This window comes from Arthrobacter sp. SAFR-179 (assembly GCF_059414945.1).
In genome coordinates, this window is the sequence record NZ_JBPFDM010000004.1 from 273,855 (window position 1) to 300,096 (window position 26,242).

The 26,242-nt window shown below is 64.8% G+C and carries 22 protein-coding genes; 8 read left to right on the top strand and 14 right to left on the bottom strand.

The window, feature by feature from the left end; all coding sequences use genetic code 11:
- Positions 1-298 precede the first annotated feature (298 nt).
- A complete protein-coding gene (locus tag ACR65K_RS10080; RefSeq protein WP_440152596.1) occupies positions 299-2,707 on the bottom strand; it encodes an alpha/beta fold hydrolase in 2,409 nt (802 codons plus the stop codon).
- Between the two features lie 69 nt (positions 2,708-2,776).
- On the opposite strand from ACR65K_RS10080, the gene ACR65K_RS10085 reads away from it, so the two are divergent.
- The 4 genes from ACR65K_RS10085 to ACR65K_RS10100 are packed head-to-tail and all read left to right on the top strand — an operon-like array spanning position 2,777 to position 5,523.
- Positions 2,777-3,409: a TetR/AcrR family transcriptional regulator gene (locus tag ACR65K_RS10085; protein ID WP_440152597.1), complete on the top strand. Its 633-nt coding sequence runs from the start codon at positions 2,777-2,779 to the stop codon at positions 3,407-3,409.
- Positions 3,410-3,433: 24 nt separating this feature from the next.
- Positions 3,434-4,288 carry a 3-hydroxyacyl-CoA dehydrogenase gene (locus ACR65K_RS10090; RefSeq protein WP_440152598.1) on the top strand — a complete coding sequence of 285 codons (855 nt, stop codon included), beginning with the start codon at positions 3,434-3,436 and terminating at the stop codon, positions 4,286-4,288.
- 15 nt (positions 4,289-4,303) lie between these two features.
- Positions 4,304-4,426, top strand: a complete 123-nt coding sequence (locus ACR65K_RS10095) for a hypothetical protein (RefSeq protein WP_440152599.1) — start codon at positions 4,304-4,306, stop codon at positions 4,424-4,426.
- Between the two features lie 44 nt (positions 4,427-4,470).
- Complete coding sequence (locus ACR65K_RS10100; protein WP_440152600.1) at positions 4,471-5,523, top strand: isocitrate/isopropylmalate family dehydrogenase; 1,053 nt, start codon at positions 4,471-4,473, stop codon at positions 5,521-5,523.
- Between the two features lie 34 nt (positions 5,524-5,557).
- On the opposite strand, the gene ACR65K_RS10105 is transcribed toward ACR65K_RS10100, so the two are convergent.
- The 5 genes from ACR65K_RS10105 to ACR65K_RS10125 all read right to left on the bottom strand — a co-directional run bounded on the left by ACR65K_RS10105 (position 5,558) and on the right by ACR65K_RS10125 (position 11,654).
- Positions 5,558-6,769 carry an MFS transporter gene (locus ACR65K_RS10105; RefSeq protein WP_440152601.1) on the bottom strand — a complete coding sequence of 404 codons (1,212 nt, stop codon included), beginning with the start codon at positions 6,767-6,769 and terminating at the stop codon, positions 5,558-5,560.
- Positions 6,766-8,763: an aconitate hydratase gene (locus ACR65K_RS10110; RefSeq protein ID WP_440152603.1), complete on the bottom strand. Its 1,998-nt coding sequence runs from the start codon at positions 8,761-8,763 to the stop codon at positions 6,766-6,768. The genes ACR65K_RS10105 and ACR65K_RS10110 overlap by 4 nt, the downstream gene beginning before the upstream one ends.
- Positions 8,764-8,838: 75 nt before the next feature.
- A complete protein-coding gene (locus tag ACR65K_RS10115; RefSeq protein ID WP_440152605.1) occupies positions 8,839-9,915 on the bottom strand; it encodes an ABC transporter substrate-binding protein in 1,077 nt (358 codons plus the stop codon).
- Between the two features lie 33 nt (positions 9,916-9,948).
- Positions 9,949-10,812, bottom strand: a complete 864-nt coding sequence (locus tag ACR65K_RS10120) for an ABC transporter permease (protein ID WP_440152607.1) — start codon at positions 10,810-10,812, stop codon at positions 9,949-9,951.
- Positions 10,809-11,654, bottom strand: a complete 846-nt coding sequence (locus ACR65K_RS10125; protein WP_440152608.1) for an ABC transporter ATP-binding protein — start codon at positions 11,652-11,654, stop codon at positions 10,809-10,811. Before ACR65K_RS10125 ends, ACR65K_RS10120 begins: the two co-directional genes overlap by 4 nt.
- Before the next feature lie 141 nt (positions 11,655-11,795).
- Between ACR65K_RS10125 and ACR65K_RS10130 the strand changes: the two genes are divergently transcribed.
- From ACR65K_RS10130 to ACR65K_RS10145, 4 genes are all read left to right on the top strand, one after another.
- Positions 11,796-12,587 carry an IclR family transcriptional regulator gene (locus ACR65K_RS10130; RefSeq protein ID WP_056333450.1) on the top strand — a complete coding sequence of 264 codons (792 nt, stop codon included), beginning with the start codon at positions 11,796-11,798 and terminating at the stop codon, positions 12,585-12,587.
- Positions 12,588-12,709: 122 nt separating this feature from the next.
- The gene (locus ACR65K_RS10135; RefSeq protein WP_440152609.1) at positions 12,710-14,029 is read left to right on the top strand and encodes a CaiB/BaiF CoA transferase family protein; all 1,320 of its coding nucleotides are present in this window, start codon (positions 12,710-12,712) and stop codon (positions 14,027-14,029) included.
- Positions 14,029-14,946: a hydroxymethylglutaryl-CoA lyase gene (locus tag ACR65K_RS10140; protein WP_440152611.1), complete on the top strand. Its 918-nt coding sequence runs from the start codon at positions 14,029-14,031 to the stop codon at positions 14,944-14,946. Before ACR65K_RS10135 ends, ACR65K_RS10140 begins: the two co-directional genes overlap by 1 nt.
- 120 nt (positions 14,947-15,066) lie before the next feature.
- Positions 15,067-15,690, top strand: a complete 624-nt coding sequence (locus ACR65K_RS10145; RefSeq protein WP_440152613.1) for a flavin reductase family protein — start codon at positions 15,067-15,069, stop codon at positions 15,688-15,690.
- Positions 15,691-15,775: 85 nt separating this feature from the next.
- On the opposite strand, the gene ACR65K_RS10150 is transcribed toward ACR65K_RS10145, so the two are convergent.
- The 8 genes from ACR65K_RS10150 to ACR65K_RS10185 all read right to left on the bottom strand — a co-directional run bounded on the left by ACR65K_RS10150 (position 15,776) and on the right by ACR65K_RS10185 (position 26,004).
- The gene (locus tag ACR65K_RS10150) at positions 15,776-17,200 is read right to left on the bottom strand and encodes a glycoside hydrolase family 32 protein (protein WP_440152615.1); all 1,425 of its coding nucleotides are present in this window, start codon (positions 17,198-17,200) and stop codon (positions 15,776-15,778) included.
- A 242-nt stretch (positions 17,201-17,442) separates the two neighbouring features.
- Complete coding sequence (locus ACR65K_RS10155; RefSeq protein WP_440152617.1) at positions 17,443-18,999, bottom strand: glycoside hydrolase family 32 protein; 1,557 nt, start codon at positions 18,997-18,999, stop codon at positions 17,443-17,445.
- Entirely contained in the window at positions 18,996-20,105 is a 1,110-nt protein-coding gene (locus tag ACR65K_RS10160) for an ATP-binding cassette domain-containing protein (RefSeq protein WP_440152618.1), read from the bottom strand. The genes ACR65K_RS10155 and ACR65K_RS10160 overlap by 4 nt, the downstream gene beginning before the upstream one ends.
- A complete protein-coding gene (locus ACR65K_RS10165; protein WP_440152619.1) occupies positions 20,102-21,064 on the bottom strand; it encodes an ABC transporter ATP-binding protein in 963 nt (320 codons plus the stop codon). Before ACR65K_RS10165 ends, ACR65K_RS10160 begins: the two co-directional genes overlap by 4 nt.
- On the bottom strand, positions 21,061-21,999 hold the full coding sequence (locus ACR65K_RS10170) for an ABC transporter permease (protein ID WP_440152621.1): 939 nt from the start codon (positions 21,997-21,999) through the stop codon (positions 21,061-21,063). Before ACR65K_RS10170 ends, ACR65K_RS10165 begins: the two co-directional genes overlap by 4 nt.
- A gap of 11 nt (positions 22,000-22,010) precedes the next feature.
- Positions 22,011-22,988, bottom strand: coding sequence for an ABC transporter permease (locus ACR65K_RS10175; protein ID WP_056333473.1), 978 nt, complete (start codon positions 22,986-22,988; stop codon positions 22,011-22,013).
- A 200-nt stretch (positions 22,989-23,188) separates the two neighbouring features.
- On the bottom strand, positions 23,189-24,856 hold the full coding sequence (locus ACR65K_RS10180) for an ABC transporter substrate-binding protein (RefSeq protein WP_056333476.1): 1,668 nt from the start codon (positions 24,854-24,856) through the stop codon (positions 23,189-23,191).
- A gap of 77 nt (positions 24,857-24,933) precedes the next feature.
- Positions 24,934-26,004 (bottom strand): LacI family DNA-binding transcriptional regulator, encoded by a 1,071-nt coding sequence (locus ACR65K_RS10185; RefSeq protein WP_056333481.1) that lies wholly within the window; start codon positions 26,002-26,004, stop codon positions 24,934-24,936.
- Positions 26,005-26,242: the final 238 nt, after the last annotated feature.

Consider the following 26,242-nt stretch of genomic DNA (forward strand, 5'->3'; position numbering starts at 1 on the left):
CGGGTTTTCCTGCGGGTCAAATGGCATGCAGCCACTCTACGCACCGGTTGCGAAATTAGATTCGGCGTGCGCCCGGATTGTGGTGAACGGAAGGTAAAAATTAAGCTGCTTCTGCAACTATTCAGCCTAGTTACTTGATATCGCTGACGTGCGACTCGAGAGGCCGCCCGACGGGTCGAAAGCGAAAGGGGGCCGTTTCCGGAACGGGGCCAAGAGTCATAGACCGGGCTGGATCTTTTGGAGCGGTGCCGGCGTCGGACGTGGCGCCCGAAGTCCTTACCGACGTCGAGAAGCGCCCTTAGATGCTTGCCGCCTGACGGTCTGCGGAGACCTTCGTGAGGAAGTCCTCGACAACGGCCGCGAACTCGTCAGGCCGTTCGATCTGCGGCATGTGCCCGGTCTTGGCGAAGACGTGCGACTCGGCGCGGGGCAGCGCCGCGGCGGCCGCTTCAAGGTGGCTGAACGGCAGGATGTGGTCGTGGTCGCCCCACACCACCAGCGCCGGAACCTCGGACTTGGCGAGCGCCTCGATCAGAGCGGTGCGCCACTCGGCCCGGACACCGGAGATCGTTCCCAGGTCGCGGGCGACGTCGAGCAGCGTCCGGCGGTGCGCCTCCCGCTGCGACAGGGCGAGCGCGTGGCCGATGCGGTCGTCCGTGACCAGCGTTTTGTCGTAGAAGAGCGACTGGACGGTCCGCCGTGATGCTTTCTCGTCGGGCCGCAGGAGCAGGGCCGCGAGTGGGCGGACCGCAAGGAGGCGAAGGACCAGTGCCACTTCCTTGCCGAATCCGGCGCTGTTGGCCAGCACGAGCGCGGAGACGCGGTCCGGATGGTCGGCGGCCAGCTTCATGGCCATGGCACCGCCGAGCGAGTTGCCCATCACAGGCAGCGGCCCGGAAACCCCGACGGCGTCCAGGAAGGCCGGCAGGATCCCGGCCAGCTTCGCGAGCGTCGTCGTGCCGGGGAGCCGTTCGGAGTACGCGAAGCCGGGCAGGTCGATGCTGTAGACCGTGTGGCGGTCCGAGAGCCGCCCGTGCTGTTCGTTCCAGTCCTCGAGGCTCTGGCCGATGCCGTGCAGCAGCAGGACCGGATCCCCGCTGCCGGTCTTCCGGTAGCGCAGGCGTGTCCCCGCGACGGTGACATGGCCCGTTCCCGGCAGCGCGAGGGGATCCCGGGCCGGGGCCGCGGGTTGCCGGACGGTTTCCCGCACCGGCTGCCCGCGCCGGCCGAACCGGACGTGGTCGGTCAGCCTGCCGGCCCGGAGCAGGGCGAAGTCGCGGAAGTAGTTCTGGTGCAGCCGCCACGGCGAGCCTGCGCCCTGCCGGGGCAACTGGTCGGCGCCGCGGAAAATGTAGCCGGCCTTCAGGTCGATCAGCGAGGACAGCGTGCCGTGGGCGACGTCGGCGGGTGCCACGGGTACCACCCATTGGAGGTTCCGGCGGTCGAGCTGCTTGATCAGCCTGCAGATGTAGCCAGCGACCAGGTCTGCCTTCAGGGTCCAGGACGCGTTGGTGTAGCCGATGGTGAGGGCGAAATTCGGGACCCCCTCCAGCATCATGCCCTTGTAGGTGAGGGTTCTGCCGACGTCTACGGGCTCGCCGTCGACGGAGAGCTTTATGCCGCCGATCACCAGCAAGTTCAATCCTGTGGCCGTGACAATGACGTCGGCGGGCAGCGATGTGCCGGAGGCCAGGTCAATCCCATCCGGGGTGATCCGGGAGATCGTGTCGGTCACGATCTCGGCAGTGCCGGCACTGATGGCCCGGTACAGGTCCCCGTTGGGGATCGCGCAGACCCGCTGGTCCCACGGCTGGTACGACGGGGCAAGGTGCGTGTCCACCGGGAAGCCCGCCGGCAGTTTGGCTACTGCCGACTTGCGCAGGATCGCCTTCATCGTCTCGGGCCGCCGTCGGCTGAGCTGGTAGGTGAACATGGAGAAGAAAATGTTCTTGGTGCGTACGACGTCGTACGCCAGTTGCGCGGGCAGCTTGCCCCGGAGGCGGTCGGCCAGGTGGTCCCGCGCGGGCACGGGGGCGATGTAGGTGGGGGAACGCTGCAGCATCGTCACCTTGGCCGCCGACTTTGCCATGGACGGCACCAGCGTCACGGCCGTGGCACCGCTGCCGATGACCACCACCTGCTTTCCCTCATAGTCCAGATCGGCCGGCCAGTGCTGCGGGTGGACGATCGTTCCGTCAAAGGTGTCGGCCCCGTCGATGGCCGGGGTGAAGCCCTCGTCATAGCGGTAGTAGCCGGAACAGACGGACAGGAACGAGCAGGTGAAGGTGACCGGCTCGGGGGAGGAGGCGGTGTCGCCGGACCGGAACTCGCCGCCGGAGGTGTGGACCGCCGTCACGGTCCACAGTGCGGTTTCGCTTGACCATGCGGCGGAAATGACCCGGGTGTTCAGCCGTATCCGCGGCGCGAGGCCCTCGTCGGCGACCGTTGCCTCGATGTACTCGCGGATGGACTCGCCATCCGCGATCGCCTTGGCGCCGGCCCAGGGCCGGAAGGAGTAGCCGAGCGTGTACATGTCGCTGTCGGACCGGATCCCGGGGTACCGGAACAGGTCCCAGGTCCCCCCTACGGCGTTCCGCGACTCCAGTACGGTGAAGGTTTTTCCGGATACCTCGCGCTTAAGCCGGCTGGCGAAACCCACGCCGCTCAGCCCGGCGCCGACAATCAACACATCTACGTGCTCACTCATGCCGACAAGTTATCGACTTAGTGTTGAGATAGTCAACACCGTGTTGAGAACCGGGGCTAGGATGGGCGCATGGCTCAAAGAGGAAGACGCGGCGCGAGGGTCTCGGGCGATGAGCGACAGGACGCAATCCTGGTCACCGCGGAGGCCCTCCTGTCCAGCCGTGCCTTTGACGACGTCTCCATCGAGGATCTGGCCCAGGGTGCCGGCATTTCGCGCCCCACGTTCTACTTCTACTTCCCCTCGAAAGATGCCGTGCTGCTGGCCCTGCTGGACCGGGTTATCACCGAGGTCGAGCACCGGGTGGGGCACCTGCCGCGCGATTTCGAGAGCGACCCCGCGGGTGCGTGGACCCGTTCCATCGGAATGTTCGTTGAGGTGTTTGTCTCGCACCGCGGTGTGTCGACCGCCGCCATCGCGGCGCGCGCCCGCAACGACGAGGTGCGCGGGCTGTGGTCCAAATCGATGCAGTCCTGGGTCGACTTCTCAAGCGACGTCATCCGTGCCGAGCAGGCCCGCGGGGCCGCGCCGGCGGGCATCGACGCGCACGACCTCGCGGTGAGCCTGAACCTGATGAACGAACGGGTCATTACTGCTGCCCTCAACCGGGAGAGTCCCGCCATCGCGGAGACCGCCGCCCTGGACGTCCTGTCAACCATCTGGATCCGCAGTATTTATGGGTCCGACAACCCCGGCGGCCGCTAAGGCCCGCGCCGAAAGGAAACCATAATGCCCTCCATCAAGACGCTCACTGTGCTCGGCACCGGAGTGCTCGGCTCCCAGATCGCCTTCCAGGCCGCGTTCCACGGTTTCGCGGTCACCGCCTACGACGTCGACGAGGACGCGCTTGCCAAGGCGCGGGACCGTTTCACCCGCCTCGCCGGCATCTACCGGGCACAGGTAGGCGGCGCCTCCGAGGGCAAGACCGAAGCAGCCCTGGCAAACCTCCGCCTCACCGCAGACCTCGGGGACGCCGTCGTCGACGCGGACCTCGTGATCGAAGCCGTTCCCGAACTGCTGGAACTCAAACGCGACGTCTACCGCAAGCTCGCGGAGCTGGCGCCGGCCAAGGCCATCTTCGCGACCAACTCGTCCACCCTGCTGCCCAGTGACCTGAAAGACTTCACCGGACGCGCGGACCGCTTCCTCGCGCTCCATTACGCCAACAACATCTGGGCGCAGAACATCGCCGAGGTCATGGGCACCGCGGAGACGGACCGGGCTGTGTACGCCGCTGTCGCCGACTTTGCCCGGAACAGCGGACTGGAACCGATCGAGATCAAGAAGGAGAAGGCCGGCTACGTCCTGAACTCGATGCTGGTTCCGCTGCTGAACGCAGCCGCCGGACTGCTGCTGCAGGGCGTCGCCGACCCCCACACGATTGACAAGACCTGGCGCATCGCCACGGGGGCCCCGAGCGGACCGTTCCAGATCTACGACGTCGTTGGCCTCACCACGGCATACAACATCGCCTCGGCCTCGCCGGATGCCGGTTCCCAGGCGTTCGCCCAGTACCTGAAGGAGCACTACATCGACCAGGGCAAGCTGGGCGTCGCCTCGGGGGAGGGCTTCTACAAGTACTGAGCCGGGACGCTCATGGTGCTGCTGCTGTGGATCAACGGTTACCGGCATGGCTTCACCACGGATGAGGGCTTCGACCTCGTCGTCGGAGTCGCCGCGGGCACTGTCGACTTGCTGGACTCTGCCGCCGAGATTTCCTGACCGTCCGCATATGATCTTTGGATACCACGAGAGATTGGATGCGCATGGGCCGCAGTTATGTCATCGATGCGATTCCCGGCGACGGCATTGGCGTGGATGTCACCGACGTCGCGATGCAGTGCGTTGACGCCGTCGCCGGAATCTACGACTTCGACGTCCAGTGGCGGGTCCGCGACTGGAACAGCGATCTATACCGCAAGGCGGGCCGCATGATGCCCGTCGACGGCATCGAGCAGCTGGGCAGCGGCGACGGCATCTACCTGGGAGCCGTCGGGACACCCGATGTGCCCGACGACGTTACCCTCTGGGGGCTCCTCATCCCCATCCGCCGGGAGTTCGACCAGTACATCAACCTCCGGCCCATGAGCTTGCTGCCCGGCGTTGTCGGTGCCATGCCCGGCATCGAGGACCTGGACATCGTGGTGGTGCGGGAGAACGTCGAAGGGGAATACTCCAAGATCGGCGGAAGGTTCGGCACCGGAACCGACGGCGAGTTCGCCGTCCAGGAGAGCGTCTTCACCAGGAGCGGTATCGCCCGGGCTGCGCGCTATGCCGCCAATGTTGCCACCGGCCGCGGCGGACAGCTGGTCTCCGCAACAAAGTCCAACGGCATCATCCACACCATGCCCTTCTGGGATGAAGTGGTGGCGGAGACGGTCAAGGCATTCCCCGGCGTCGTCGTCGAAAAGGTGCTCATTGACGCGCTGGCGGCACGGCTGGTGATGAAGCCGACGAGCATCCGGACCATCGTTGCGTCCAACCTGTTCGGGGACATTCTCTCGGACCTGGTAGCCGGTATTGCCGGGTCCATCGGCATTGCCCCCAGCGCCAACCTCAACCCCGAGCGGCGGCACCCCTCGATGTTCGAACCCGTGCACGGCTCTGCTCCGGATATTGCGGGCAAGGGTATCGCCAACCCGGTGGGCGCCTTGTGGGCCGCGGCAATGATGCTGGACCATCTCGGTGAGACGGAGGCCGCCCGGTCCCTGACCTTGGCCTTCGAGGGCGCACTCGCGGATGGTACTGCGACGCCGGACCTGAAGGGCACCGCGACCACAACTGAGTTTGCCGCCGCAGTGCTGTCGCGCCTGTCCTAGGCAACTAGTCCTCGGCGACCAGCCCGGGCGGCAGCTAACTGTCGCGCAAACGCTTCTCCAGACGGAACGCCACCAGCGAGGCCGCCGCCCCGGCTGCTGCCACCACCGCTGCAAGCGTCCACCCAACGGCCGGACTGAACCGGGAGAAAACGATCCCGAACAGCAGCGGCCCCAGGGTTCCGCCGATGTAGGTTCCGCTCTGGGTGATGCCTGTGGCCTGGATGGTGAACCGATGCGCCGTGCGTGAGACCACGTAATGGGCCAGGCCGTTCCACCCCCAGCCCAGGCCGAACGCAACCACGGCTCCGGCTGCATAGGCGATGGGGAAAGCGGACGCCATGCCCAGCAGCCCCAGGCTCCCGGCCCCCATCATCAGGGCAACTGTGGCCATCGAGCCCCCGATCCCGCGGTCCCCGGCGATACCCACCAGCGGGCGGGCCAGGATCCCGGCCACACTGGCAGCGCCCAGCAGCAGGCCCGCGCCGGCGGCAGAAAACCCCGCCTGAACAGCCATCGCGACAGTGAAAGCACCTACCACATTGGCCTGCCCGGCTCCCAGGGCGCTGGCCACGGCTGTGGCAAAAAGGAAGTGTTTCAGCCTCATGGGGAGCGGCTCCCTGGCAGCCTTACCTGAGCGCCGGTGGAGGGGAGCGGTGCGCGGGAGGGTGCTAAGGAGCGCCGGAATCAGGGCGGCCGCCAGCAGTGCAGCTACGGCAAAGGTCCAGTTCCACCCCACGGTGAGGGCGAATACCGGAACGGACAGGCCCGCGGTGAGTGTCGCCGTCGGAATGGCCGCCTGCTTGAGGCCAAACGAGAAGGCGCGGTTGCGGACCGCCACCTGGTCCACGATCAGGCCGTTGGAGAGCGGGTGGATCAGGGCGTTCGCGGCACCGGCGAAACTGAGCCACACGATCAGCCACGCCCAGTGCGGGGTGACAAAGGCGATGCCGGCCAGTGCAACAAAGCCCAGCCCGACGGCGAGCGGAACCCCGCGGCGGAGCCCCAGTCCGCTCGCCACATACCCGGCCGGGGCGGACAGCAGTGCTGAGACAGCCCAGAAGGCGGCCACCGCCACGCCGAGTGCTGACGGAGTCATGCCCAGGTCCTGCTCGAGCTGGACAGCCAGCCCGCCGACCAGGAAGACCGGCAGCACGGCCACCACCGTTGTCAGCGCCGCGATGGCGGTGGCCCGCTGTCCGGGCCGGCGCGGCAGTGTTGGGACGGGTCCGATGGCGGCCGGCCTCACCGTGCGGATCGGCTCTGTGAAACGCCTGCAGCGTCGTCCTGAACGACGGCGTCGCCCACCAACATGGAGCGCCCGCCGCTCCGCACCTGCGCCAGCAGGCCGCCGGCAGTGAGGACGGCGCGTTCGGCCGGGGAGAAGTCGAGCCCGAGTGTCAGCTCAAAGTCCCCGTCCACGCGGGCGGTGATGGAGCGGCGCCCCTTGGTCAGGGCGTCGGCAAGCCCCTCAATGACCCACCGCTGCCCGGTTGAGCTTTGCGCGTCGGCGGGGAGGATCAGGGGCACGATTCCGGCCGCGATGAGGTTGCGGCGGTGGATCCGGGCGTAGCTGCGGGCAGCCACCACCCGGATCCCCAGGTACAGCGGGATCAGGGCGGCGTGCTCCCGCGACGAACCCTGCCCGTAGTTTTCCCCGCCCACAATGATCCCGCCGCCCCATTCGAGGGCACGATCGTGAAAACCGGGGTCCAGGCGGCGGAACATGAAGCGCGCACAGACAGCGATGTTGGACCAGACGGACATGGCGATGGCGCCGTCTGGAGCCATATCACCGGTGGAGATGTCATCCCCGACGGCGATCAGCACCCTCGCGTCCAGGTCAACCGGCAGCGGGGTTGGCTGTGGCGGCGGGACGAGGTTGCTGCCCCGCTCGATCTCGATGGTGCGGCGGGTCTCGAGGGGCAGGACGCCGGCGATGTGCAGCTCGTGGACTTCCGGATGTGGCGGAGTGGCAGGGCGGAGCTCACCGCGGCTGACGGTGGAGGCGTCCACGATGGCGCCTTCCAGTGCGCTGGCAGCAGCGGTCGACGGCGAACACAGGTACACGGAGTCCTCCGCGGTACCGCTGCGGCCCGGGAAGTTGCGGTTGAACGTGCGTAACGACGGCGCACCCTCCGTGGGTGCCTGCCCGATGCCCACGCAGGGGCCGCATACCGGCTCGAGCATTCGCGCCCCTGCCTCCATGAGGTCCTCATAGACACCGGAGGCGATGATCGTCTGCAGGATCTGCCGTGATCCCGGCGTCACCGTGAGCTGGACGGACGGATGGACGGTGTGTCCCTTGAGGATGGCAGCCACGGTGGCCAGGTCCTCGTAGGAACTGTTCACGGAGGAACCGACGCAGACCTGGACCACCTCCGTGCGCGGCAGTTCGGACACGGGACGGACGTTGCCCGGCGAGTGCGGCAGCGCCACAAGCGGAACGATGCTTGAGAGATCAAGCTGCTCGTCGTCGTCGTACGTGGCGCCGGCGTCGGCCGTCAGCGGGACAAACTGGTCCTCGCGGCGCTGGGCCCGCAGCCACGCGCGGGTCTGGTCATCGGAGGGAAAGATGGCGGTGGCGGCACCTGTTTCGATGATCATGTTGCAGATAGTGGCGCGCGCCGGGACTGACAGGGAAGACACCCCCTCGCCGTAGAACTCGAAGACCTTCCCGCGGCCGCCCCGCACGCCGTGGCGGCGCAGCAGCTCCAGCACCACGTCCTTCGCTTCGGCGTTGGGCCCGAGTGTGCCGGTCAGTTCCACACCCACAACGGCGGGGCACACAAAGTCGAACCCGTAGCCGGCCATCGCCACGGCCACCTCCAGCCCGCCGGCACCGAGGGCGAACATGCCCAGGGCGCCCGCCGTGGAGGTGTGGGAATCCGCGCCCACCAGGACCTGGCCCGGCCGGGAGAAGTGCTCCAGGTGGATGTAGTGGGAGATGCCGTGCCCGGCAGGGGAGTAGCGCAGCCCGTAGCGGGCGGAGAACGTCCGGAGGTAGTGGTGGTCCTGCATATTCTTGTCATCGATCTGCAGGACATTGTGATCGACATACATGACTGCCAGCGGCACCGCGATGGAATCCACGCCGAGCATTTCGAACTGCATGGCGGTCATGGTTCCGGTGGCGTCCTCAATGAGGATTTGGTCGACGGCGATGGTGACATCGGAGCCGGGGGTCGGTTCGCCGGAAGTGAGATGGCTGGCGAGGAGCTTCTGGGTCAGGTTCTGGGCCACGGGAATCCTTGGACGCTGGGGGCTGCAGACAACTGCGGCCCGCCGAAGGAGATCGGCGGGCCGCAGGGAGGTGCATTATTTTACAAATTCGTTCGTGTAGGTGTCGGCCAGCTTGATGTCCTTGTTCCCGACCTCCGGGTTGGCCACCTGCTGTGTCTTCAGGACTGCCTTGACGCCGTCCTCGGTAAAGGATCCGTCCTTGCTGATCGTCTTCTTCAGGTCCTCAATGACCTTGGCGTAGAGGACCTTGTCCCCGCCGGCGAACTTCTCAGGCATTTTCGCGGCAATCTCCTCACCGGAATGGCCGTTGATGAATTCCAGGGTGCGCTTGATCGCCTTGGCGAGCTTGCCTGCGGTTTCCTTGTTCTGGTCCAGCCATTCAGTCTTGGCGTAGAGGGAGGCCGACGGCCATGAGCCGGTGTCGAACACTTCCTTCAGCCCCTCCACGGTCCGGACGTCTTCCAGCACCACCGGATCGTGGCCAAGGCGTTTTGCGAGTACGGAGACGTCAGGTTCGAGCATCACCGCGGCGTCCACCTGGTTCTGCTCTACTGCGGCAACGGCAGAGGATCCGGCGCCGATGGCTGATACGGCGGCATCTGCCTGCTGCATGCCGTTCTTGGCCAGCAGGAACTTAACGAACATGTCCGTGGAGGACCCTGGTGAGGTCACGCCGACGTTCTTGCCCTTGAGGTCCGCAATGGACTTGATCTGGCCCTCATTCTTGGGCGCCACGAGGAGGGCAAGCCCTGACGACTGGCCCATGTCAACGAACGCCTTGATGGGCTGGTTCTTGGCCTGCATCTGGATGGTGTGCTCGTAGTACCCGCTGGTGACATTCGTGCTGCCGCCAATCATTGCAGTGAGCGCTTTTGAGCCGCCCTGCAGGTCCTGGAGCTCGACGTTCAGGCCCTCGTCCTTGTAGTAGCCCAGTTCCTGGGCCAGCGTGGTTGGAAGGTAGGTCAGGAGTGTCTGGCCGCCGACGCCGATGATCACCTTGGTGCCGTCGCCGCCGGCAGCACCTGTCCCGGTCTGGCCGGGAGGTGCAGCCGAAGGGGCGCCGCAGGCGGAGAGGGCCAGGGCAACGGAGGCAAGCAGGGTCAGGGGGCGGAAGGGGCCCCGGCGCCGGTGCCGGGTTTCGTTCTGGGTCATGGGAATTCCCTTTCAGGAGGTGATGGTGATGGGCTACGAGGACCGGACCGGGCGCCACCTGAGGAGGTGCCGTTCGAGGCGGTTGACGAGGAGGTCGATGATCAGGACCACGAACATCAGGATGAACATGCCGGCGAAGACCCCCTTGGTATCGAAGACACCCTGGGCCTGGGCGATGGCGTAACCCACACCGGCGGAAGCTCCGAGGTATTCACCCACCACCGCGCCGGTGATGGCAAAACCTACGCTGATGTGCAGGCTGGAGAAGATCCAGGTCAGGGCGCTCGGAATGAAAACGTGGCGGAGGAGCTGCTTCTCCGACGCGCCCAGCATGCGTGCGTTGTCAACGAGGACCCGGTCCACGCTCTTGACGCCCTCGAGGGTGTTGAAGAAGACGATGAAAAACACCAGGGTGAAGCCGAAGGCAACCTTTGACCAGATTCCCAGGCCGAACCACAACAGGAAGATCGGGGCCAGCACCACGCGGGGAAGTGCATTGAACATCTGCAGGAACGGGTCCAGGAGCCGTTCCAGGAAACGGACCCTGGCCAGGAGGAAGCCCAGGACCAGGCCGGCCGCCGCACCGGTCAGGAATGCGAGGATCGATTCCTGCAGGGTGATCCACAGGTGCGGGAAGACGAAGCCGCTGGAGACCCAGAGCCACACCGTCATCAGGATGTCGGAGGGGAGGGGGAAGAAGAACGGGTCGATCACGCCAACGCGTCCCAGCATTTCCCATGCGCCGAGGACGATGACCGCGAGGGCCAGCTGTCCCAGCCGGATGGAGAAGTTGGACGCTTCACCCCGCTTGCGCCTGGGTCGCTGGACCGCCGCCTGGCTCCGCTCCTTCCCGAGGGGAAAGCGTTGTGTTTTCTTGGAAACTGGTGCCACGGTCATGCTGCGTCGCTCTCTTCCTCTTCCCGTGCTGATTCGTAGGTCTTGGAAACCTCGACCTTGAGGCGCCCCCAGATTTCCCTGTGGAGCTCCACGAACTTGGGATCGTCCCGGATATCGAGGAGGTCCCGGGGGCGGGGGATGTCGATCTCGTAGCTGCCGACGACCGTGCTGCCCGGTCCGGCCCCCAGGATGACCACGTCGTCGGACAAGGCAATTGCCTCGTCCAGGTCGTGGGTGATGAACACCACGGCCTTGTTCGATTCCTGCCAGAGCTGGAGGAGTTCGTTCTCCATGATTTGCCGGGTCTGTACGTCGAGCGCGGAGAACGGCTCGTCCATTAGCAGGATGTCCGGGTTGACGATCCATGCCTGGGCAACTGCGGTACGCTTGCGCATGCCACCGGAGAGCTGGTGGGGGTACCGGTCGGCGAAGTTCTTCAATCCCACCTTCTCGAGCCAGCGGCGTGACTCGTCGTAGGCCTCGGCCTTGGAAACACCGGCCATGGTGAGTCCGAGGCTGACGTTGTCGATGACGGACTTCCACGGGAGCAGGGCGTCCTGCTGGAACATATAGGACGCGCGGCGGTTCACCCCGAGGACGGGCTCGCCGAAGCTATGGACAGTGCCCGACGACGGATTCAAGAGTCCCGCTGCCATGTTGAGGATGGTGGACTTACCCGATCCCGTGGGCCCAACGATTGAGACGAACCGTCCGGGCTCAACCTTGAGGTCGATGTCCCGGACAGCGAAGTACGATCCACCGCCGGGAGTTGCGAACTCCTTGGTGCACCCATTGAGTTCAACCGCGTACGTCGAAGATTCAGGCTGTGAGGGTTGCGTCATTGCTATTCTCCCGCTCACCACATTGTGGGTTGATGGTCATATAGTGGACACTACGCTAACAGTAACGTCTGTCACACTACAAGGGGAGCTTGAAGAGCCGCCGGCCCCCGCCCAGAGAACAGAAGGAATCCGGAATCGAGCATGAGCGCAATCGAAAACGCCGCCTCCCCCTTGCTGGTGCTGAAGAAGATCACGTCCATTCTGGATGCCTTCTCGCTGGTGCGGCCTGAAATGAGCCTCGCCGAAATACGGGCTGAGACCGGGCTGCCGCACTCCACGGTGCAGCGCCTGGTCACCAACATGGTGAATGAGGGACTGCTGGACCGGCGTGAGGACCAGTTCCGGATCGGGATACGCATGACCCACTGGGCGGCGCCCGCACGTCAGGGCCTGGACTTCCTGGAGCTGCTGACACCCGTGATTCGGCGGTTGCGGGATGAGCTGGGTGAAACCGTGTGCATCTTCAGGGAATCGCAGGGAAGCAGGGTCTGCGTCGCATTGGCCGAGACCCGGCGGGTTCTTCGAAGGGCGGTGGACGTTGGCACCATCATGCCGATTCACGCCGGTTCGGCAGGCCGTGTATTGCTCGCCTGGAACCCCGAACTGGCGGAAAGGGTCTACGGCTCAGGGCTCCGGTCCATCACCGACCAGACCATCACGGATGCAGCCAGCCTTGATGCCGCCGTCGCGAAGACCCGTGCGGACGGTTTTGCCATCACCACCGGGGAGCGGGTTTCCGGCGCCAGCGGGTTGTCAGTTCCGATCTTCGGCCCGCAGGCTGAGCTCTACGGTGCCCTTACCGTCATGGGTCCCACCATGAGGATGCCCTACGACGTGTGTGCTTCCTGGATAGAGCCGGTCATCGCCGCGGCAGCTGAAGGAACCCGGCTGATCGGTGGAAGCCTTCCGTCGGAGGTTGTGCCCATATCGTGATTTTATGTTCACAATATGAAGAGTTCTGTGCATACTGGTTTCTGTACGACGGGGGGCTCACGGAGCTTCACGTGTGTACGGCGCCCACTGGGTCCGCATCAGGAATCAGGAGTTGAGATTTGATGAAGGTTTTCGAAACCGGCATAGCGAAGAGCGGCAAGGACGCCGCGGACGAGGGCGGCCACGGGATCGCTGAAGAAAGGCGATCGGACACTGCAAACCGTCACGAAACCGCGGGCCAGGGTACCGGTCCGCTGTCCGGAGTGCGCGTCCTCGAATTGGGATCACTGATCGCGGGCCCTTTCGCGGGACGGCAGATGGCAGACTTCGGTGCCGAAGTCATCAAGGTGGAATCGCCCAACAGGCCGGACCCCATGCGCGAATGGGGCCGCGCGAGGGTCAATGACCACACCCTGTGGTGGTCGGTGCAGTCCCGCGGCAAGAAGTGCGTCACCTTGGACCTGAAAGCCCCGCGCGGCCGGGAGCTCTTTCTTGAACTCTGCAAGGAAGCGGACGTCATCCTGGAGAACTTCCGGCCGGGCACCATGGAAAAGCTTGGCCTGGGCCCTGAAGAGCTGTGGAAGATCAACCCCGGCCTCATCATCGCCCGGGTCTCCGGCTACGGGCAGACCGGTCCGGAAGCGTCAAAACCGGGGTATGCCTCCGTCGCCGAGGCGCGGAGCGGATTGCGGCACCTGAACGGCTACCCGGATCAGCCGCCACCCCGTACAGGTATCTCCCTGGGGGACAGCCTCGGCTCGCTGTATGCGCTGCAGGGGATCCTGCTGGCGCTGTACTGGCGGGATGCCCGCGGCGGCACCGGCCAAGTGGTGGATGTATCGCTCGTTGAGGCGTGCTTCTCGCTGCTGGAGAGTACGGTGCCGGACTACGCCGCCACCGGTATTGTTCCCGGACCCAGCGGCTCGGGACTCAAGGGGATCGCGCCGTCGAACATCTTCCGGTCCAGCGATGGCAAGTGGGTGGTCATAGCGGCAAACCAGGACTCGGTCTTCGTCCGCCTGGCCAGGGCGATGGGCATGCCCGGCATCGCCGAGGACCCGAAATACCGTGATCATGCGCAGCGGGGCCGCAACCAGGAGGAGCTTGAAGGCATCATCGCCGACTGGGCGGTGCACTACTCCGCCGGCGAGCTGGTCAGCCTGCTGGATGAACATGGTGTTCCTAACAGCACGGTGAGCACGGTTGAAGACATTTTCGAGGATCCCCAGCTCAAAGCCCGGGACATGCTCGTGGAAGTGGCTGACGACGAGTTGGGCACCGTGGTCCAGCCGGGAATCGTCCCCAAGCTCACGCGCTCCACCGGCCGGATCGGCTGGAACGGGCCCCTGGTGCATGGATCCCACAATGGTGATGTGTACCAGGGGCTCCTGAACCTCACCGAAGAAGAGTTGCAGAACGCGCGTAACGAAGGAGCAATCTGATGGCGTTTGCCCAGGGAACCAGGCCCGTCTCGATCGTGGACGTCAGCCCGCGCGACGGCCTGCAGAACGAGAAGACTCCCGTGAGTACGGAGGACAAGGTCCGGCTCATCGAAGAGCTGATCGGATTGGGTGCGAAGCGCATCGAAGCCGTTAGCTTCGTGAATCCCAAAGCGGTTCCCCAGATGGCCGACGCCGCCGCCGTGATGGCCGCGGTCCCGCGCACCGACGCCGTTAGCTACATCGGCCTGGTGCTGAATACCAGGGGTGCCCAACGCGCCGTCGACGCCGGGGTGGACGAGATGAACTACGTGCTCCCGGTGACCAACGCGTTCGCCGCAGCCAACCAGAACACCACGGTTGATGCGGCCCTCGCGGCCCTGGAGGAAGTCTCGGACATCGCTGCCTCGGCATCCATTCCCCTCAGCGTCACGGCGGCTGTCGCTTTCGGCTGCCCCTACCAGGGTGACGTTCCCCTCGACCAGACCCTCGACGTCGTCCGCAGTGCCATGGGCCGTGCGAACCTGGCGGAGGTGGCGCTGGCGGATACGATCGGCTGCGCCGTGCCGTGGCAGGTGGGCGAGGCCTTCGCCACGCTGCGCGGGGAAACGGACCTGCAGTTGAGGGCGCACCTTCACGAGACCCGCCACACTGCGCTGGCCAACACGTATGCGGCGATGGCATCGGGTGTCGATGTGTTCGACAGCAGCGTCGGTGGCCTCGGCGGATGCCCCTTTGCTCCCGGCGCAGCGGGAAACATCTCCACGGAGGACCTTGCATGGATGCTCGGGCGTGCCGGCTTCCTGACGGGCATCGACGTGCAGAAGGCAACGGAACTGGGCCGCTGGATTTGCGGACGCGTCGGTACGAATCCGCGTTCCGGACTGGCAGGGGCAGGAGTATTCCCCGCGGCCGCCTAAGGCGCAGTGCTTGTATGAAGTACGTGACGTTCCGGAACTTGCGTGTCCAGGGCAAGTCTCTGTTTATGGGATCTTCCCCTGAGGTGGTTGATATGGGTATCGAGAGGGCCGGGAGGGTATATGGCGCGGAAGGATTTTGATCCGGCCCAGATGCCGTCGAGGGATTTCTATCAGTTGTTGACGGCGGTGGTTGTTCCGAGACCCATCGCCTGGGTGTCCACTACATCCGTGGAGGGTGTGGACAATCTTGCGCCGCATTCTTTCTACACTGTCGCGTCCGTGGATCCGCCGATTGTTCAGTTCACTTCCGTGGGTGAGAAGGACTCGTTGCGCAACATCCAGGCGCGGGGTGAATTCGTCGTGAATCTCACCCCGGCTTCGCTGTTTGAAGAGGTCAATGCCACAGGGACGGACTTTCCGGCGGCTGTGAGCGAGTTCGATGCAGTGGGACTGTCCCGGGAATCGAGCACAGTGGTGAGTCCTCCACGGGTAAAGGATTCGCCTGTGGCATTGGAGTGCCAATTGCATAGCATCTTGGAGGTGGGTAACTGCACGCTGGTGTTGGGCAGGGTGGTTTACGCGGTTGTGTCTACAAAGGTGCTTGACGGTGATCATCCGCAGATCGACCTTTTGGAACCCTTGTCCCGATTGGGCCGTAATGAGTGGGGGAGGCTCGGTGAGATCCAGGAGCTCCGCCGCATCCGGGCAAAGGATTGGCCCGGGCACTTCGGCCGAGCGAGGTAGGTCCTGGCTGTCTCGCCTCGCAGGCCTTTCTGCGGACCATAGCCCTGGTCCGCAGAAAGGCCTGCCCCGACAGTCAGGGCCTGGGCTAACGTATCTCCTTGATTTCGCGAATGGTCAGGTTCCGGAAAGTTGCGGTTCCCTCATGGGCGTAGAGGCGGATTCCGTTGTCGCCTTCAAGCGGGAACACCCGGTGCGAGTGCACCACCCGACCGTCTCCGACGAACATTTCCACGCTCGTAAGGTCCACGAGGATGCGGACGCTGAGACGTCCTGTCGAGGGGCCGATGGGAGTCTGGGTTTCGCCGCCGGTTGGGTTGACGGTCGGCCGTCTGTTGACATACACGAAGGGGCCCCGCAAGTATGCTCCGGCGGCCACGTGCCTGCCGCCGCCTGGTGCGCGGCACAGCTCAAGACCTACGTTGGCAGGTGGGGAAGACGGGTCCCACACGAGCTCACAGGTCAGGTCATAAGCGGCTGCGCGGACGTCGAGGTCGCGGGTGCCCCGTACAACTACATCACCCAGGACGTGGTCGCGCTTCACATAGTTTTCCAGCGCTGAGGTGGGGGCGGAAACGAGGTGATAAACACCGTCCGTCTGTTTGAGGCGGAGGTCGCGCACGATCATGTCATCGCCGTTGTAGGCGTCCGTCTCCAGGGTGGGCGTGTTGTGGGGGTAGTCCCAAAAGTTCGCCCAGCCAATTGCCCGGCGGAGCGTGCCGTCTTCCGCACCTGAGGTGTCGTGATGCGGATAGGTGACTGCTCCATAAAAGTCATAGCCGTAATCGAGCCATTCGGGCTCGGCCCGGTCCGGCGTGAATGAGGTTCCGTCGAAGGCGCCCGTCCAGTAGGCGTAGGTTGCGGGCAGGCCGCGGCCTTTGCCGTTGGCACTCGTGCCGAGGATCCAGTGGGAGGTGCCGTCGCCAGCGGTCATCCGGAAGATATCAGGGCATTCCAGCAGCCCCAGATCCGTGCGCACGAACTCGCCGACGCGCTGCCAGGACCGCAGGTCCGCGGAGGTGTAGAAGCCGAGCTTCTGCCCCTCGGCGTTCGCCATGAACCACCGCCCCCGGTCAGCGTCCCAGATCACTTTGGGATCGCGGAAGTCCTGCACCCCGGGGTTCGGCAGCACCGGGGCTGAACTGGCCGCCTGGAACGAACGCCCGCGGTCGGTTGAGTACCAGAGGTACTGCGCTTGACGGCCTTCGGGTGCCTGAGTGACCAGGGCGATCACCGCACCCTCGCCGAACCCGGCAGTGTTCCGCTCGTCGACCACAAGGGATCCCGACCAGCAGTCGCCGTTGTTGTTGCTGAATTTCGGGATCGCGACGCCGCGGTCAGTGAACGTGACGTGATCCGTGGTGGTCGCGCGGCGCCACGATGTGCCTCCGCCGCCCTGCAGGTAGTCGCCGTTGTACAGGTAGTAGTAGTGGTATTCCCCGTCGATGTAGATGGGTCGCTGGGGGTCGTTCTTCCAGTTGTCGGGGACGCTGAAGTGATAGGTCGGGCGCATCCGGCGTGATCCTTTTGACATTGGGCCTTTTGAGCCGGGGTCAGGTGTCTTGGCCGTTACGGCAGCGGCGGGCCCGGCGAACGTTGCTGACAGTGCGAGCGAGCCGCTGAGCGCAGCCGCCCCGCTTCCGGTAATTAGTGACCGACGGGAGACCGTGGGTGAACCTTCCATGAGTTCCTTCTTGTTTTTGGGCAGCGTCGATGCTGCGGTGTGGGTGGTTTTTGATGTACAGCCCGGCGTGGTCAGGGAAAGAGGCTCCGGGTACCGTCAAAGATGCCGGCCATGGTCCATGCGTCCAGGGACAGTATTTGGGCCGTGCCCTCGGCGGCAAGGCTGACGTGTTCCCCGCCCAGTGTGGGGTAGACGCGCGCTGTCAGCGGTACTCCGTTGGCGAAAATTTCGACGGCGGACCGGTCCAGGATGACGCGCAGGTGCACCCGGCCTTCGGGCATGGGTACGGGCCCGGACTTTTCTTCCACATCAACGGCTGGATCGAGGCTGCTTTGGGTGCGGTCCAAGCGGAGCGTGCCATCGCCGGCGCCGTCAGCCGACCTGCGGAGCTCAATGACCGTTTCCTCGGCGGGGCGGCCGGAGGTGCCCCCGTCCGTGGAGCCCAGGACACCGAGCTGCAGCAGAGCGCCGGGCGCGAGCTGGAGGTCCAGTTCGAGGTCGAGTTGGCTGCCGTACAAGCCGGTTTCCACGGGCGCCAGGGCGCCGGTCAACACCAGTCCGGGCAGGTTGGAGTGGTCACGGCGCAGCTTCTTGATCTCCGGGACGGGTGCGAAGCGGAGAGAGCCGTCGTCCGCCGCAGTGACGGTACGCGGCAGGCTCATGACGCCGGACCAGCCGGCCTCCACCATGGCGGCATCACTTCGGCCTTCCTGCATCCAGCCGAACATGACACGCCGGCCGGCCTCATCCTGGAACGATTGCGGTGCGTAGAAAAAGCGGCCTCCGTAGTCGAGCCGGTGCAGCGCCGCAGGCTCGAAGGTATCCCCGGCGTACCGGCCGGTCCAGTACAGCGGGTGGCGGGTGTCGCCGTCGTTCCAGGCCGAGAAGACCAGCACGTCCGGTGAGCCGTCAGAAGGTGCAGACCCCAGCGAACCCGGTCCGGCCCGGAAAAGGTCCACGCATTCCCACATGGTTCCCGTCCAGTCAGCGTCAGCAGGATCGCCATCCGAGGCATCGCCGATGAACAACGGCCCGATGTAGTCCCACGCCCGCAGATCTGCGGACTCGTACAGGAACGCCGTACCGCCGCGCCCACGAATGCCTGAACCCACCAACTGCCGCCACTTGGACCCTTCACGCCAAACGCAGTGATCGCGGTAGGCCGTAATGTCCTCGCCAACGGGTGGTGCTGCAATTACGGGGTTTCCGGGGTCCTTGGTCCAGCTCAAAAGGTCCGGGGATCCTACGGCGACGCATGGCAGCTCCTTGCCCTCGGAGCGCCCCGAATACACCAGGGTGGGCGTGCCGCCGTCATTCACCAATACCCCCGACCAACAGCCCTCGGCGTCCGGCCCCTCGGACGGTTCCAGGGCAACTGGCTGGTCCGTCCACGTGACCAGGTCAGTGCTGGTGGCATGGCCCCACTGGATGCGGTGGTGGAAAGCGCCCTCCGGGTTGTACTGGTAGAAGAGGTGGTAGCTGCCGTTCCATTGGCTGACGCCGTTGGGATCGTTGAGCCAGCCGGCCGGTGACACGAAATGGAAGCGCGGCCGGAGGGGATCGGCCTCGGCGCGGGCGGTCAGCTCATCCTGGGGAACGGTGGCCAGCGGGTGGGTCAGGTCAGTCATGCGGAGGCCTTTTCTTGAGCGTTCGACGCCGGGAGGTTGGGTTGCGCCGGTTCGCCCGCCAGGGCATGGCCGTCGCTGCCGGCCCACGGCCGGTAAAGGTGGCAGCGCACCCAATGGCGGTTTCCAGGGTTTCCAACCTGATGCCGCACGGGTTCTTCGGCCGAACAGCGCTGGTCCGGGTCGCCGTCGTAAGCGCAGCTCGTCGAAGCCATGACCGCTTGCCGCAGTTCGGCCCGGCGGACAGGATCATACGAGCCCGCGCGGGCGGGATCCGGGACAGCCGATACCAGAAGTTGGGTGTAGGGGTGCGCCGGGTTGGACAGCAGATCCATGGACTCTCCTTCCTCAACCAGTTCACCGGCGAACATGACTGCCGTCCGGTCCGCAAGGTAGCGGGCGGATGCGAGGTCGTGGGTGATGTAGAGCATGGAGATGCCCTGCTCGTCGCGGAGCTTGCGCATCAGGTTCAGCACGCCGATCCGGACGGAAACATCCAGCATGGAGGTGGGCTCATCGGCCAGGATGACCTGGGGTTCAACGGCGAGGGCCCGGGCAATCGCAACCCGCTGGCGCTGGCCGCCGGAGAGCTCGTGCGGATACGAATCCAGCATGTCAGCCTGCAGGCCAACAGTGGTCATGAGCTCTTCGAGCCGGAGCCGGGTTTCATCCCCGGAACCGCCACCCTTGCCGTGGATCGCCAGGGAACGGCGCAGGAAATGCTCGATCCTGTGTGCCGGGTTCAGTGAACCGAAGGGGTCCTGGAAGACCATCTGCAGTTGGGACCGGAACGCACGCGACGCCTGGAACCGATCGCGCTTGAGGATGTCGACCCCGTCGATCAGGATCGCGCCGGAGCTCGGCTTCTCGAGCCGGGCAACACAGCGCGCCAGGGTGCTCTTGCCGGAACCGGATTCCCCCACGAGCGCCACGATCTCGCCGCGGTTAATAGTCAGGTCGACACCGTGCAGGGCGCGGACCGATCCCCGGGAGAACAGCCCGCCAATAGGGAAGGACTTGCCCAGACCACGGATTTCAAGGGCGGGGGTGGGGGTGGTGGAATCGGCCGCGGGGGAACCAGCGGCCGGGGACGTCAGGGAGTGGTTCATCGTGCGGCTCCTGCCAGGTTTGCGGAATCAATCACTGACGCGTCGGGACCAAGCGGGGCCACGAAATGGCCGGGTGCCGCCTCGGTGAGGTCCGCTATGTTCCGGAACTTCACGCCGTCGGGCAGTCCCGTCAGCGGAACCCGCGGGCCGGTGAGGGGTGGAAACGCGCCCATCAGAGCCTGGGTGTAGGGGTGGCGGGGGTTGGCGTAGACGTCCTGGGCCTTCGCGGTCTCCACGATCCTGCCGCCGTACATCACGGCCATTCGGTGCGAGAGTTCCACCATGAGCGACATGTCGTGCGTGATGAACAGGACGGAGAAGCCGAGTTCGCGCTGAAGCTCCCTGATCTGTGCCATGATCTCCTGCTGCACCACCACGTCCAGCGCGGTGGTGGGTTCGTCAAGGATCAGCAGCGACGGCTTGAGCGCCACGGCCATGGCTATCACGGCGCGTTGACGCATGCCGCCTGAGAGCTGGTGCGGGTAGGACTTCAGGCGTGCGGGGTCGATCCTCACGAGTTCGAGCAGTTCACCCGCGCGCCGCAGGGATTCCTTCCGTGAATAACCGGCGTGGGTGGTGAAGATGTCCACGATTTGTTCGCCGATGGTCAACACCGGATTGAGCGAGTTCATGGCTGACTGGAAGACCATGGCCACGTCCTGCCAGCGGAAGCGCCGCAGTTCCTCGGGGCTCATGGCCAGGACGTCCTTGCCGCCGAAGGAAATGCTGCCGCCTGCGATCTTCGCGGGATCCTTCAGGAGCCGCATGATCGAGTTGGCGATGGTGGACTTCCCGCAGCCGGACTCTCCTGCGAGGCCGAACACCTCACCGGTGCCGATGCTGAAGGAAACGCGGTCGACGGCGGTGGTGGAGCGGGTGTCGCCGATGTACTTGACGGTGAGGTCCTTGACGTCCAGGACGGGTTCGTGGGAGCCGAAGGACACTTGGGAGATGGTCATTTGACGGCGCTCCTTTCGGTATCTTTCGGGGTTTTGATCTTCCGCAGCCGCGGATTGGTGACCTCGTCCACTGCGTAGTTGATGAGGGCAAGGGCGAAGGCGACCAGTGCGATGCAGACGCCCGAGGGCACGAACACCCACCAGCTGCCGGTCAGCAGGGCGCCTTCGTTGCCTGCCCAGAAGAGGTTGTTTCCCCAGGAGACCGTGCTGGCATCGCCCAGGCCCAGGAACTCCAAGCCGGCCTGCGCGCCGATGCCGTATATGACGCAGGCCAGCAGGGTGCCCATGACGATCGAGGCCATGTTGGGCAGGATTTCGCGGAACATGATCCTTCCGGCCCGTTCGCCGGACACCACGGCCGCAGCCACAAAGTCCTTGGAACGGATGGAGAGGGCCTGTGAGCGCAGGACGCGGGCTGAGCCTGCCCAGCCGGTAACCACGAGCACAAGAATCACCGTGCCCAGCCCCGGAGGCAGGAACGCGGCCAGGATGACCAGCAGCGGCAGGCCGGGAAGGAGCAGGAAGACGTTGGTTACCAGGGACAGCGCTTCGTCGATGAACTTCCCGAAGTACGCCGAGGCAAGTCCCACCAGGATGCCGATGAAGGTGGACGCGAAGCCCACGGTCAGCCCCACGAACAGCGAACTCCGGGAGCCGTGGATCGTCAGTGCGAGCACATCCTGTCCCTTGGCCGTAGTTCCCAGCCAGTGCTCGGCTGACGGTTCCAGCGAGGCCATGGCGGTGATCCGCGACGGGTCGCCGGGGAAAAGCAGCGGTGCCAGCAGGGCCAGTGCGATGAAGACGAGCATCACGGCCATGCCTGTCAGGGCTTTTTTGTTGGTGATGAGGCCGTGGACGAAGCTGCGGTTGGGCTTGCGGGCCGCCGGGGTCTTGTCGGCTGTTTTGCCGGGTTGCTGCAGGATTGCGGTTGTCATGATTTGTTCCCCTAGTTGCTGCGCACGCGCGGGTCGAGGCGGACGTAGAGGATGTCCACCAGGAAGTTCGCCAGCAGAACGGCGGCGGTGATGGTCAGGAACAGGCCCTGCATGAGCGGGTAGTCGAGGCCCTGGACGGCGTTGAGGAGTTGGTAGCCGACGCCGGGGTAGGCGAACACCACCTCGGTGAGCAGCGCACCGCCCACCACGAATCCCAGTCCCATGCCGAAGCTTGTGACTGACGGGAGCATGGCGTTTCGCGCCGCATACCGGAGCATGATGCGGCCCGGACGGAGTCCCTTGGCTTCGGCCATGGTGATGTAGTCCTCGGAATTGGTGGCGATCATGGTGTTCCGCATGCCCAACATCCAGCCGCCGATGGAAACCAGCACGATGGTCAGTGCCGGTAGCACCAGGTGGGCGCCGACGTCGCCGATGAACTCCCAGGTGAACCCGGGCTCCAGGCCGGCGGTGAAGGCGTGCCGGATGGGGAACCAGTTCAGTACTACGCCGAACAGGTACAGGGCACCCATCGCGAGCCAGAAGTAGGGGAACGAGCCAATGAATACCAGCAGCGGTGGAAGTGCGGAGTCGACCGCGCCGCCGCGGCGCCAGGCTGCCAGGACGCCCAGCAGGTTACCCACGACGGCGGCAATCACCAGGGCGGTTCCGCCGAGCAGGAGGGTCCAGCCGATCTGGGACGAAATGACCTCGGTGACCGGGGTGGGGAACCGGGAGATGGAAACGCCCATTTGCCCGGTGAAGATGTTGGTCAGGTAGCCGATGTACTGCTCCCAGAGGGGCCGGTCGTCAACGCCGAGCAGCTTGCGCAGGGCCTCGATCTGTTCAGGCTGCATTCTGTCCTGGGAACGGGCAAACATGCGGGAGACGGGATCCCCCGGCATGAAGCGCGGGAGCAGGAAATTCAGGGTGATGGATGCCCAGAAGGCGATCAGGTAGAAACCCAGGCGGCGCAGGATGAAGCGCACGGTTTCCCTCCATTCGGGAATTGCGGAAAGTTTTGGTTGCACGCCCGGCGGGGATGTCCGTCCATACGGCGAGGTGCCGCCGGGCGTGCAGTTCAGGGCTGGCCGCCGGGGATGCCGGCGGCCAGCTGGTGTGGGCGGGTGGGCCCACGCCGCCAGGGTTCCCTAGCCGAAGCGGAGCGAGGCCAGGGAGGCGGTGGGGATTACTTGCGCGGTTCCAGCGTGGTCAGCACCAGCACCGTGGTGGGCGACTTCACCGAGAGGGTTGCGTAGGGGTTGCCCTCGGTGGGCCAGCCGGTGAAGCGGGTGTCGTTGAAGGCGCCCCATTCCGGGCCGGAGAACAGCGGCACCAGCGGTGCGGCGTCGTTGTACTCTTCCTGCAGCTTGTTGGCGATGTCCTTTTGCTTGGACTCGTCGGCCTCTGCAGCGAATTCCGCCAGCAGGGCGTCAGCTTTGGGGTCGCCGAAGCGGTGGTAGTTGTCGAACGCCTTGGTGCCCACCGGCTTCACTGTGGCTGTGCCCATGGAGGCGTTGAAGTACTTGTACGGGCTCGGGTCGTTGGCGCTCCAGACGATGCCGGAGTCGAAGTCGCCGGTCTCGTAGCCGGCAACCACGGCGGCCCAGTCGGGGGATTCCACCTTGGCCGTAACGCCAACCTCTGCCAGGTTTTGGGAGATCACGTTGGCAACCGACAGCCAGTCGGAAGAAGTCGCGCCCACGGAGATCTTGAATTCGAAGGGCTTGCCGTCCTTGAGGGTGCGTTTGCCGCCGGCACCCTTGGGGTAACCCGCTTTGTCCAGCAGGTCATTGGCTTTCTGGACGTCATGGTTGGTCCAGGTGCAGTTGTCCTTGACCTCGGTGTTCTTCCAGGTCTCGTAGTTGCCGGAGAGTCCGGTGCAGTCTGCAGGCTTGGCGTAGCCGCTCATGCCGATCTTGGTCACCTGCTCCCGGTCAACGGCCATGCTCAGGGCCTTGCGGACATCAACATCGTTGAAGGGGGCCTTGGTGGTGTTGAGCTGCCAGTTGATCATGGCACCCGTGGCCGGGAACCAGTACTGCCGGTGCTCCTTGTCCTTGGAAACGAACGTCTTTTCGATGTTCGGGATGTACTGCGGAGCCCAGTCCACGTCGCCGTTCGCGGCGGCGAGGTTGGCGCCGTCGTTACCTGCAAAGGCAAGCATCTTTATACCGGCGATCTTCTGCTTTTCCGGCTGCCAGTAGTTGGGGTTCTTCTTCAGCACGAAGGACTGGGCCTGAAAGCTGTCCACCTCGGTGTAAGGGCCTGTGCCGACCGGTTTGGCGTTGGCGTCCTTTTCCGGATCGGCCAGCGCGGACCAGATGTGCTTGGGCAGGATGCTCAGCTGCCCGACGTCGTAGAGGGCGGGGGACCAGGGCTTGTTGAAGTTGAACGTGACTTTGTTGCCTTCTGCGGCCACGCCGTCAAGGTACTCGTAGCCGCCCTTGAGTTTTTTCTGAAGCTCGAAGGTGTACGCGACGTCGTCGGCAACCAACGGTTGTCCGTCGGACCACTTCACGCCGTCCCGGAGGGTGAAACTGATGGACTTGCCGTCGTCGGCGGCCTTCCATTCAGTGGCGAGCCACGGCACCGTGTCTCCCTTGGCGGGGTTGAAGATCAGCAGCGACTCGTAGATGGACTGCTGGACCATCGGGTTGACGGTGGGCGCGAACGGGTTGAAGTTTTGGACGAACGTGCCCATGTCCTCACGCGGGATGGTGAGAAAGGCACTGGCGTTCGCCGCGGCGTCGGTGCCGGCAGGCTTGTTGGCTGCACAGCCGGTCAGCAGGAGTGCGCCTACGGCAAGTCCGGCTGCCGTTACGCGGGCAGCCCTCAGGAATCGGGGTTGTGTCATGATGGGTATCTCTTTCCTATCTTCATCAGCAAGGTGAAGGGGTGGGGGAGGGTTGCTCTTCGCTATTGATTTCGCGGTCAGACCGAAGAGCGTTCTAGCAGCGGACAGCCGACTAATTGCTGGTCGGCAATTATCGGCTGTCCTGCTGTCAGGGCTGCGAGCGTCTGGACTCCCAGGGCGCCCATTTTTTCGAACGGCAACGCAACCGTGGTCAGCTTGGGCCTGAGGTAGGCCGCAATCAGTTCCTGGTTGTCGAAGCCAATCACGGCGATGTCTCCGGGGATGGTCAGGCCCCGTTCTTTGATGGCGTCGTAAGCGCCCATCGCCATGCGGTCATTGAGGCAGAACAGCGCGGTTGGCCTGTCCTCCTGCGGGTAGCGGTCCAGGATGCGGCACGCGGCCTCATACCCGCCGTCCGCCGTTGCATATCCGGGCACCACGAGCCCGGGGTCCAGCTCCAGTCCGGCTTCGGCGAGTGCTTCGCGTGCACCCGCCAAACGCCCGATTGCCGCGGGAATGTCCGGATCCAGGTTGATGACTCCGATCCTGCGGTGGCCGGCCTGGAGCAAGCGTTCGACGGCGACGCGGCCCCCCGCACGCTCGTCCGGGACGATCGAGGGAAGCTTCCCGTCGGCGTCGAAGCAGTTGATCAGGACGGTGGGTACTTCCTTGGTGCTTTCCGGCACGTGCACGCCACGGTGGAACGTGGCTGCGTAGAGAAGTCCTTCCACCCGCTGCTCCAGCAGCTTCTCGGTTGCTGCGTCCTCCAGGCCCTGGTTGGGTCCTACGGCATCGGCCTGGTCGGAGGGCGCGATGAGCAGGAACTTGCGGTCCAGCCAGGCCTGGTCTTGTGCACCTTTGATGATGTCGACGGCGAACGGTGCCGTCACGATCTCGGTGACAATCCCGTACCAGTCACTGCGCTGGGATGCCAGCGCACGTGCTCCGGCGTTCGGGCGGTAGCCCAAGGCCTGAACGGCTTCGTTGATCCGGGCGCGGGTTTCCTCGGAGATGCTGGCATTTTCGCGGTTGCTCAGCACGAACGAAACCGCAGTCCGGGAAACCCCGGCGTGCTTGGCAACATCATTCATGGTGACACCCCGCTGCCGTGCAGCCGCGGCAGGTTTCGAGGTAGTGGTCTTCGCCATTGAATGCTCCGTGGTGGTGGTGATGCTGCCAGGATAGGTAACGCGCGTTACTTGGTGCGTGTGATAGAGGTTACGCGCGTTACTGGAACGGTGTCAAGGGGTCGCGTTGACTCATTGAAAACCTCCGCGTAGCCGGATTCGTTGCCTCATTTGAAAACCTTCGCTTCGGCGGCGTGGTGTTCGGGTGCGGCGATGGACGCGGGCTATGCCCGTTTTCATGGAGCTAACGATGGCCCAG

What these genes read in the sequence shown, in the direction of transcription:
- ACR65K_RS10080 (WP_440152596.1), bottom strand. Translation starts at nt 2,707, where the DNA reads ATGAGTGAGCACGTAGATGTGTTGATTGTCGGCGCCGGGCTGAGCGGC.
- ACR65K_RS10085 (WP_440152597.1), top strand. Translation starts at nt 2,777, where the DNA reads ATGGCTCAAAGAGGAAGACGCGGCGCGAGGGTCTCGGGCGATGAGCGA.
- ACR65K_RS10090 (WP_440152598.1), top strand. Translation starts at nt 3,434, where the DNA reads ATGCCCTCCATCAAGACGCTCACTGTGCTCGGCACCGGAGTGCTCGGC.
- ACR65K_RS10100 (WP_440152600.1), top strand. Translation starts at nt 4,471, where the DNA reads ATGGGCCGCAGTTATGTCATCGATGCGATTCCCGGCGACGGCATTGGC.
- ACR65K_RS10115 (WP_440152605.1), bottom strand. Translation starts at nt 9,915, where the DNA reads ATGACCCAGAACGAAACCCGGCACCGGCGCCGGGGCCCCTTCCGCCCC.
- ACR65K_RS10120 (WP_440152607.1), bottom strand. Translation starts at nt 10,812, where the DNA reads ATGACCGTGGCACCAGTTTCCAAGAAAACACAACGCTTTCCCCTCGGG.
- ACR65K_RS10125 (WP_440152608.1), bottom strand. Translation starts at nt 11,654, where the DNA reads ATGACGCAACCCTCACAGCCTGAATCTTCGACGTACGCGGTTGAACTC.
- ACR65K_RS10130 (WP_056333450.1), top strand. Translation starts at nt 11,796, where the DNA reads ATGAGCGCAATCGAAAACGCCGCCTCCCCCTTGCTGGTGCTGAAGAAG.
- ACR65K_RS10135 (WP_440152609.1), top strand. Translation starts at nt 12,710, where the DNA reads ATGAAGGTTTTCGAAACCGGCATAGCGAAGAGCGGCAAGGACGCCGCG.
- ACR65K_RS10140 (WP_440152611.1), top strand. Translation starts at nt 14,029, where the DNA reads ATGGCGTTTGCCCAGGGAACCAGGCCCGTCTCGATCGTGGACGTCAGC.
- ACR65K_RS10145 (WP_440152613.1), top strand. Translation starts at nt 15,067, where the DNA reads ATGGCGCGGAAGGATTTTGATCCGGCCCAGATGCCGTCGAGGGATTTC.
- ACR65K_RS10150 (WP_440152615.1), bottom strand. Translation starts at nt 17,200, where the DNA reads ATGCGCCCGACCTATCACTTCAGCGTCCCCGACAACTGGAAGAACGAC.
- ACR65K_RS10155 (WP_440152617.1), bottom strand. Translation starts at nt 18,999, where the DNA reads ATGACTGACCTGACCCACCCGCTGGCCACCGTTCCCCAGGATGAGCTG.
- ACR65K_RS10160 (WP_440152618.1), bottom strand. Translation starts at nt 20,105, where the DNA reads ATGAACCACTCCCTGACGTCCCCGGCCGCTGGTTCCCCCGCGGCCGAT.
- ACR65K_RS10165 (WP_440152619.1), bottom strand. Translation starts at nt 21,064, where the DNA reads ATGACCATCTCCCAAGTGTCCTTCGGCTCCCACGAACCCGTCCTGGAC.
- ACR65K_RS10170 (WP_440152621.1), bottom strand. Translation starts at nt 21,999, where the DNA reads ATGACAACCGCAATCCTGCAGCAACCCGGCAAAACAGCCGACAAGACC.
- ACR65K_RS10180 (WP_056333476.1), bottom strand. Translation starts at nt 24,856, where the DNA reads ATGACACAACCCCGATTCCTGAGGGCTGCCCGCGTAACGGCAGCCGGA.
- ACR65K_RS10185 (WP_056333481.1), bottom strand. Translation starts at nt 26,004, where the DNA reads ATGGCGAAGACCACTACCTCGAAACCTGCCGCGGCTGCACGGCAGCGG.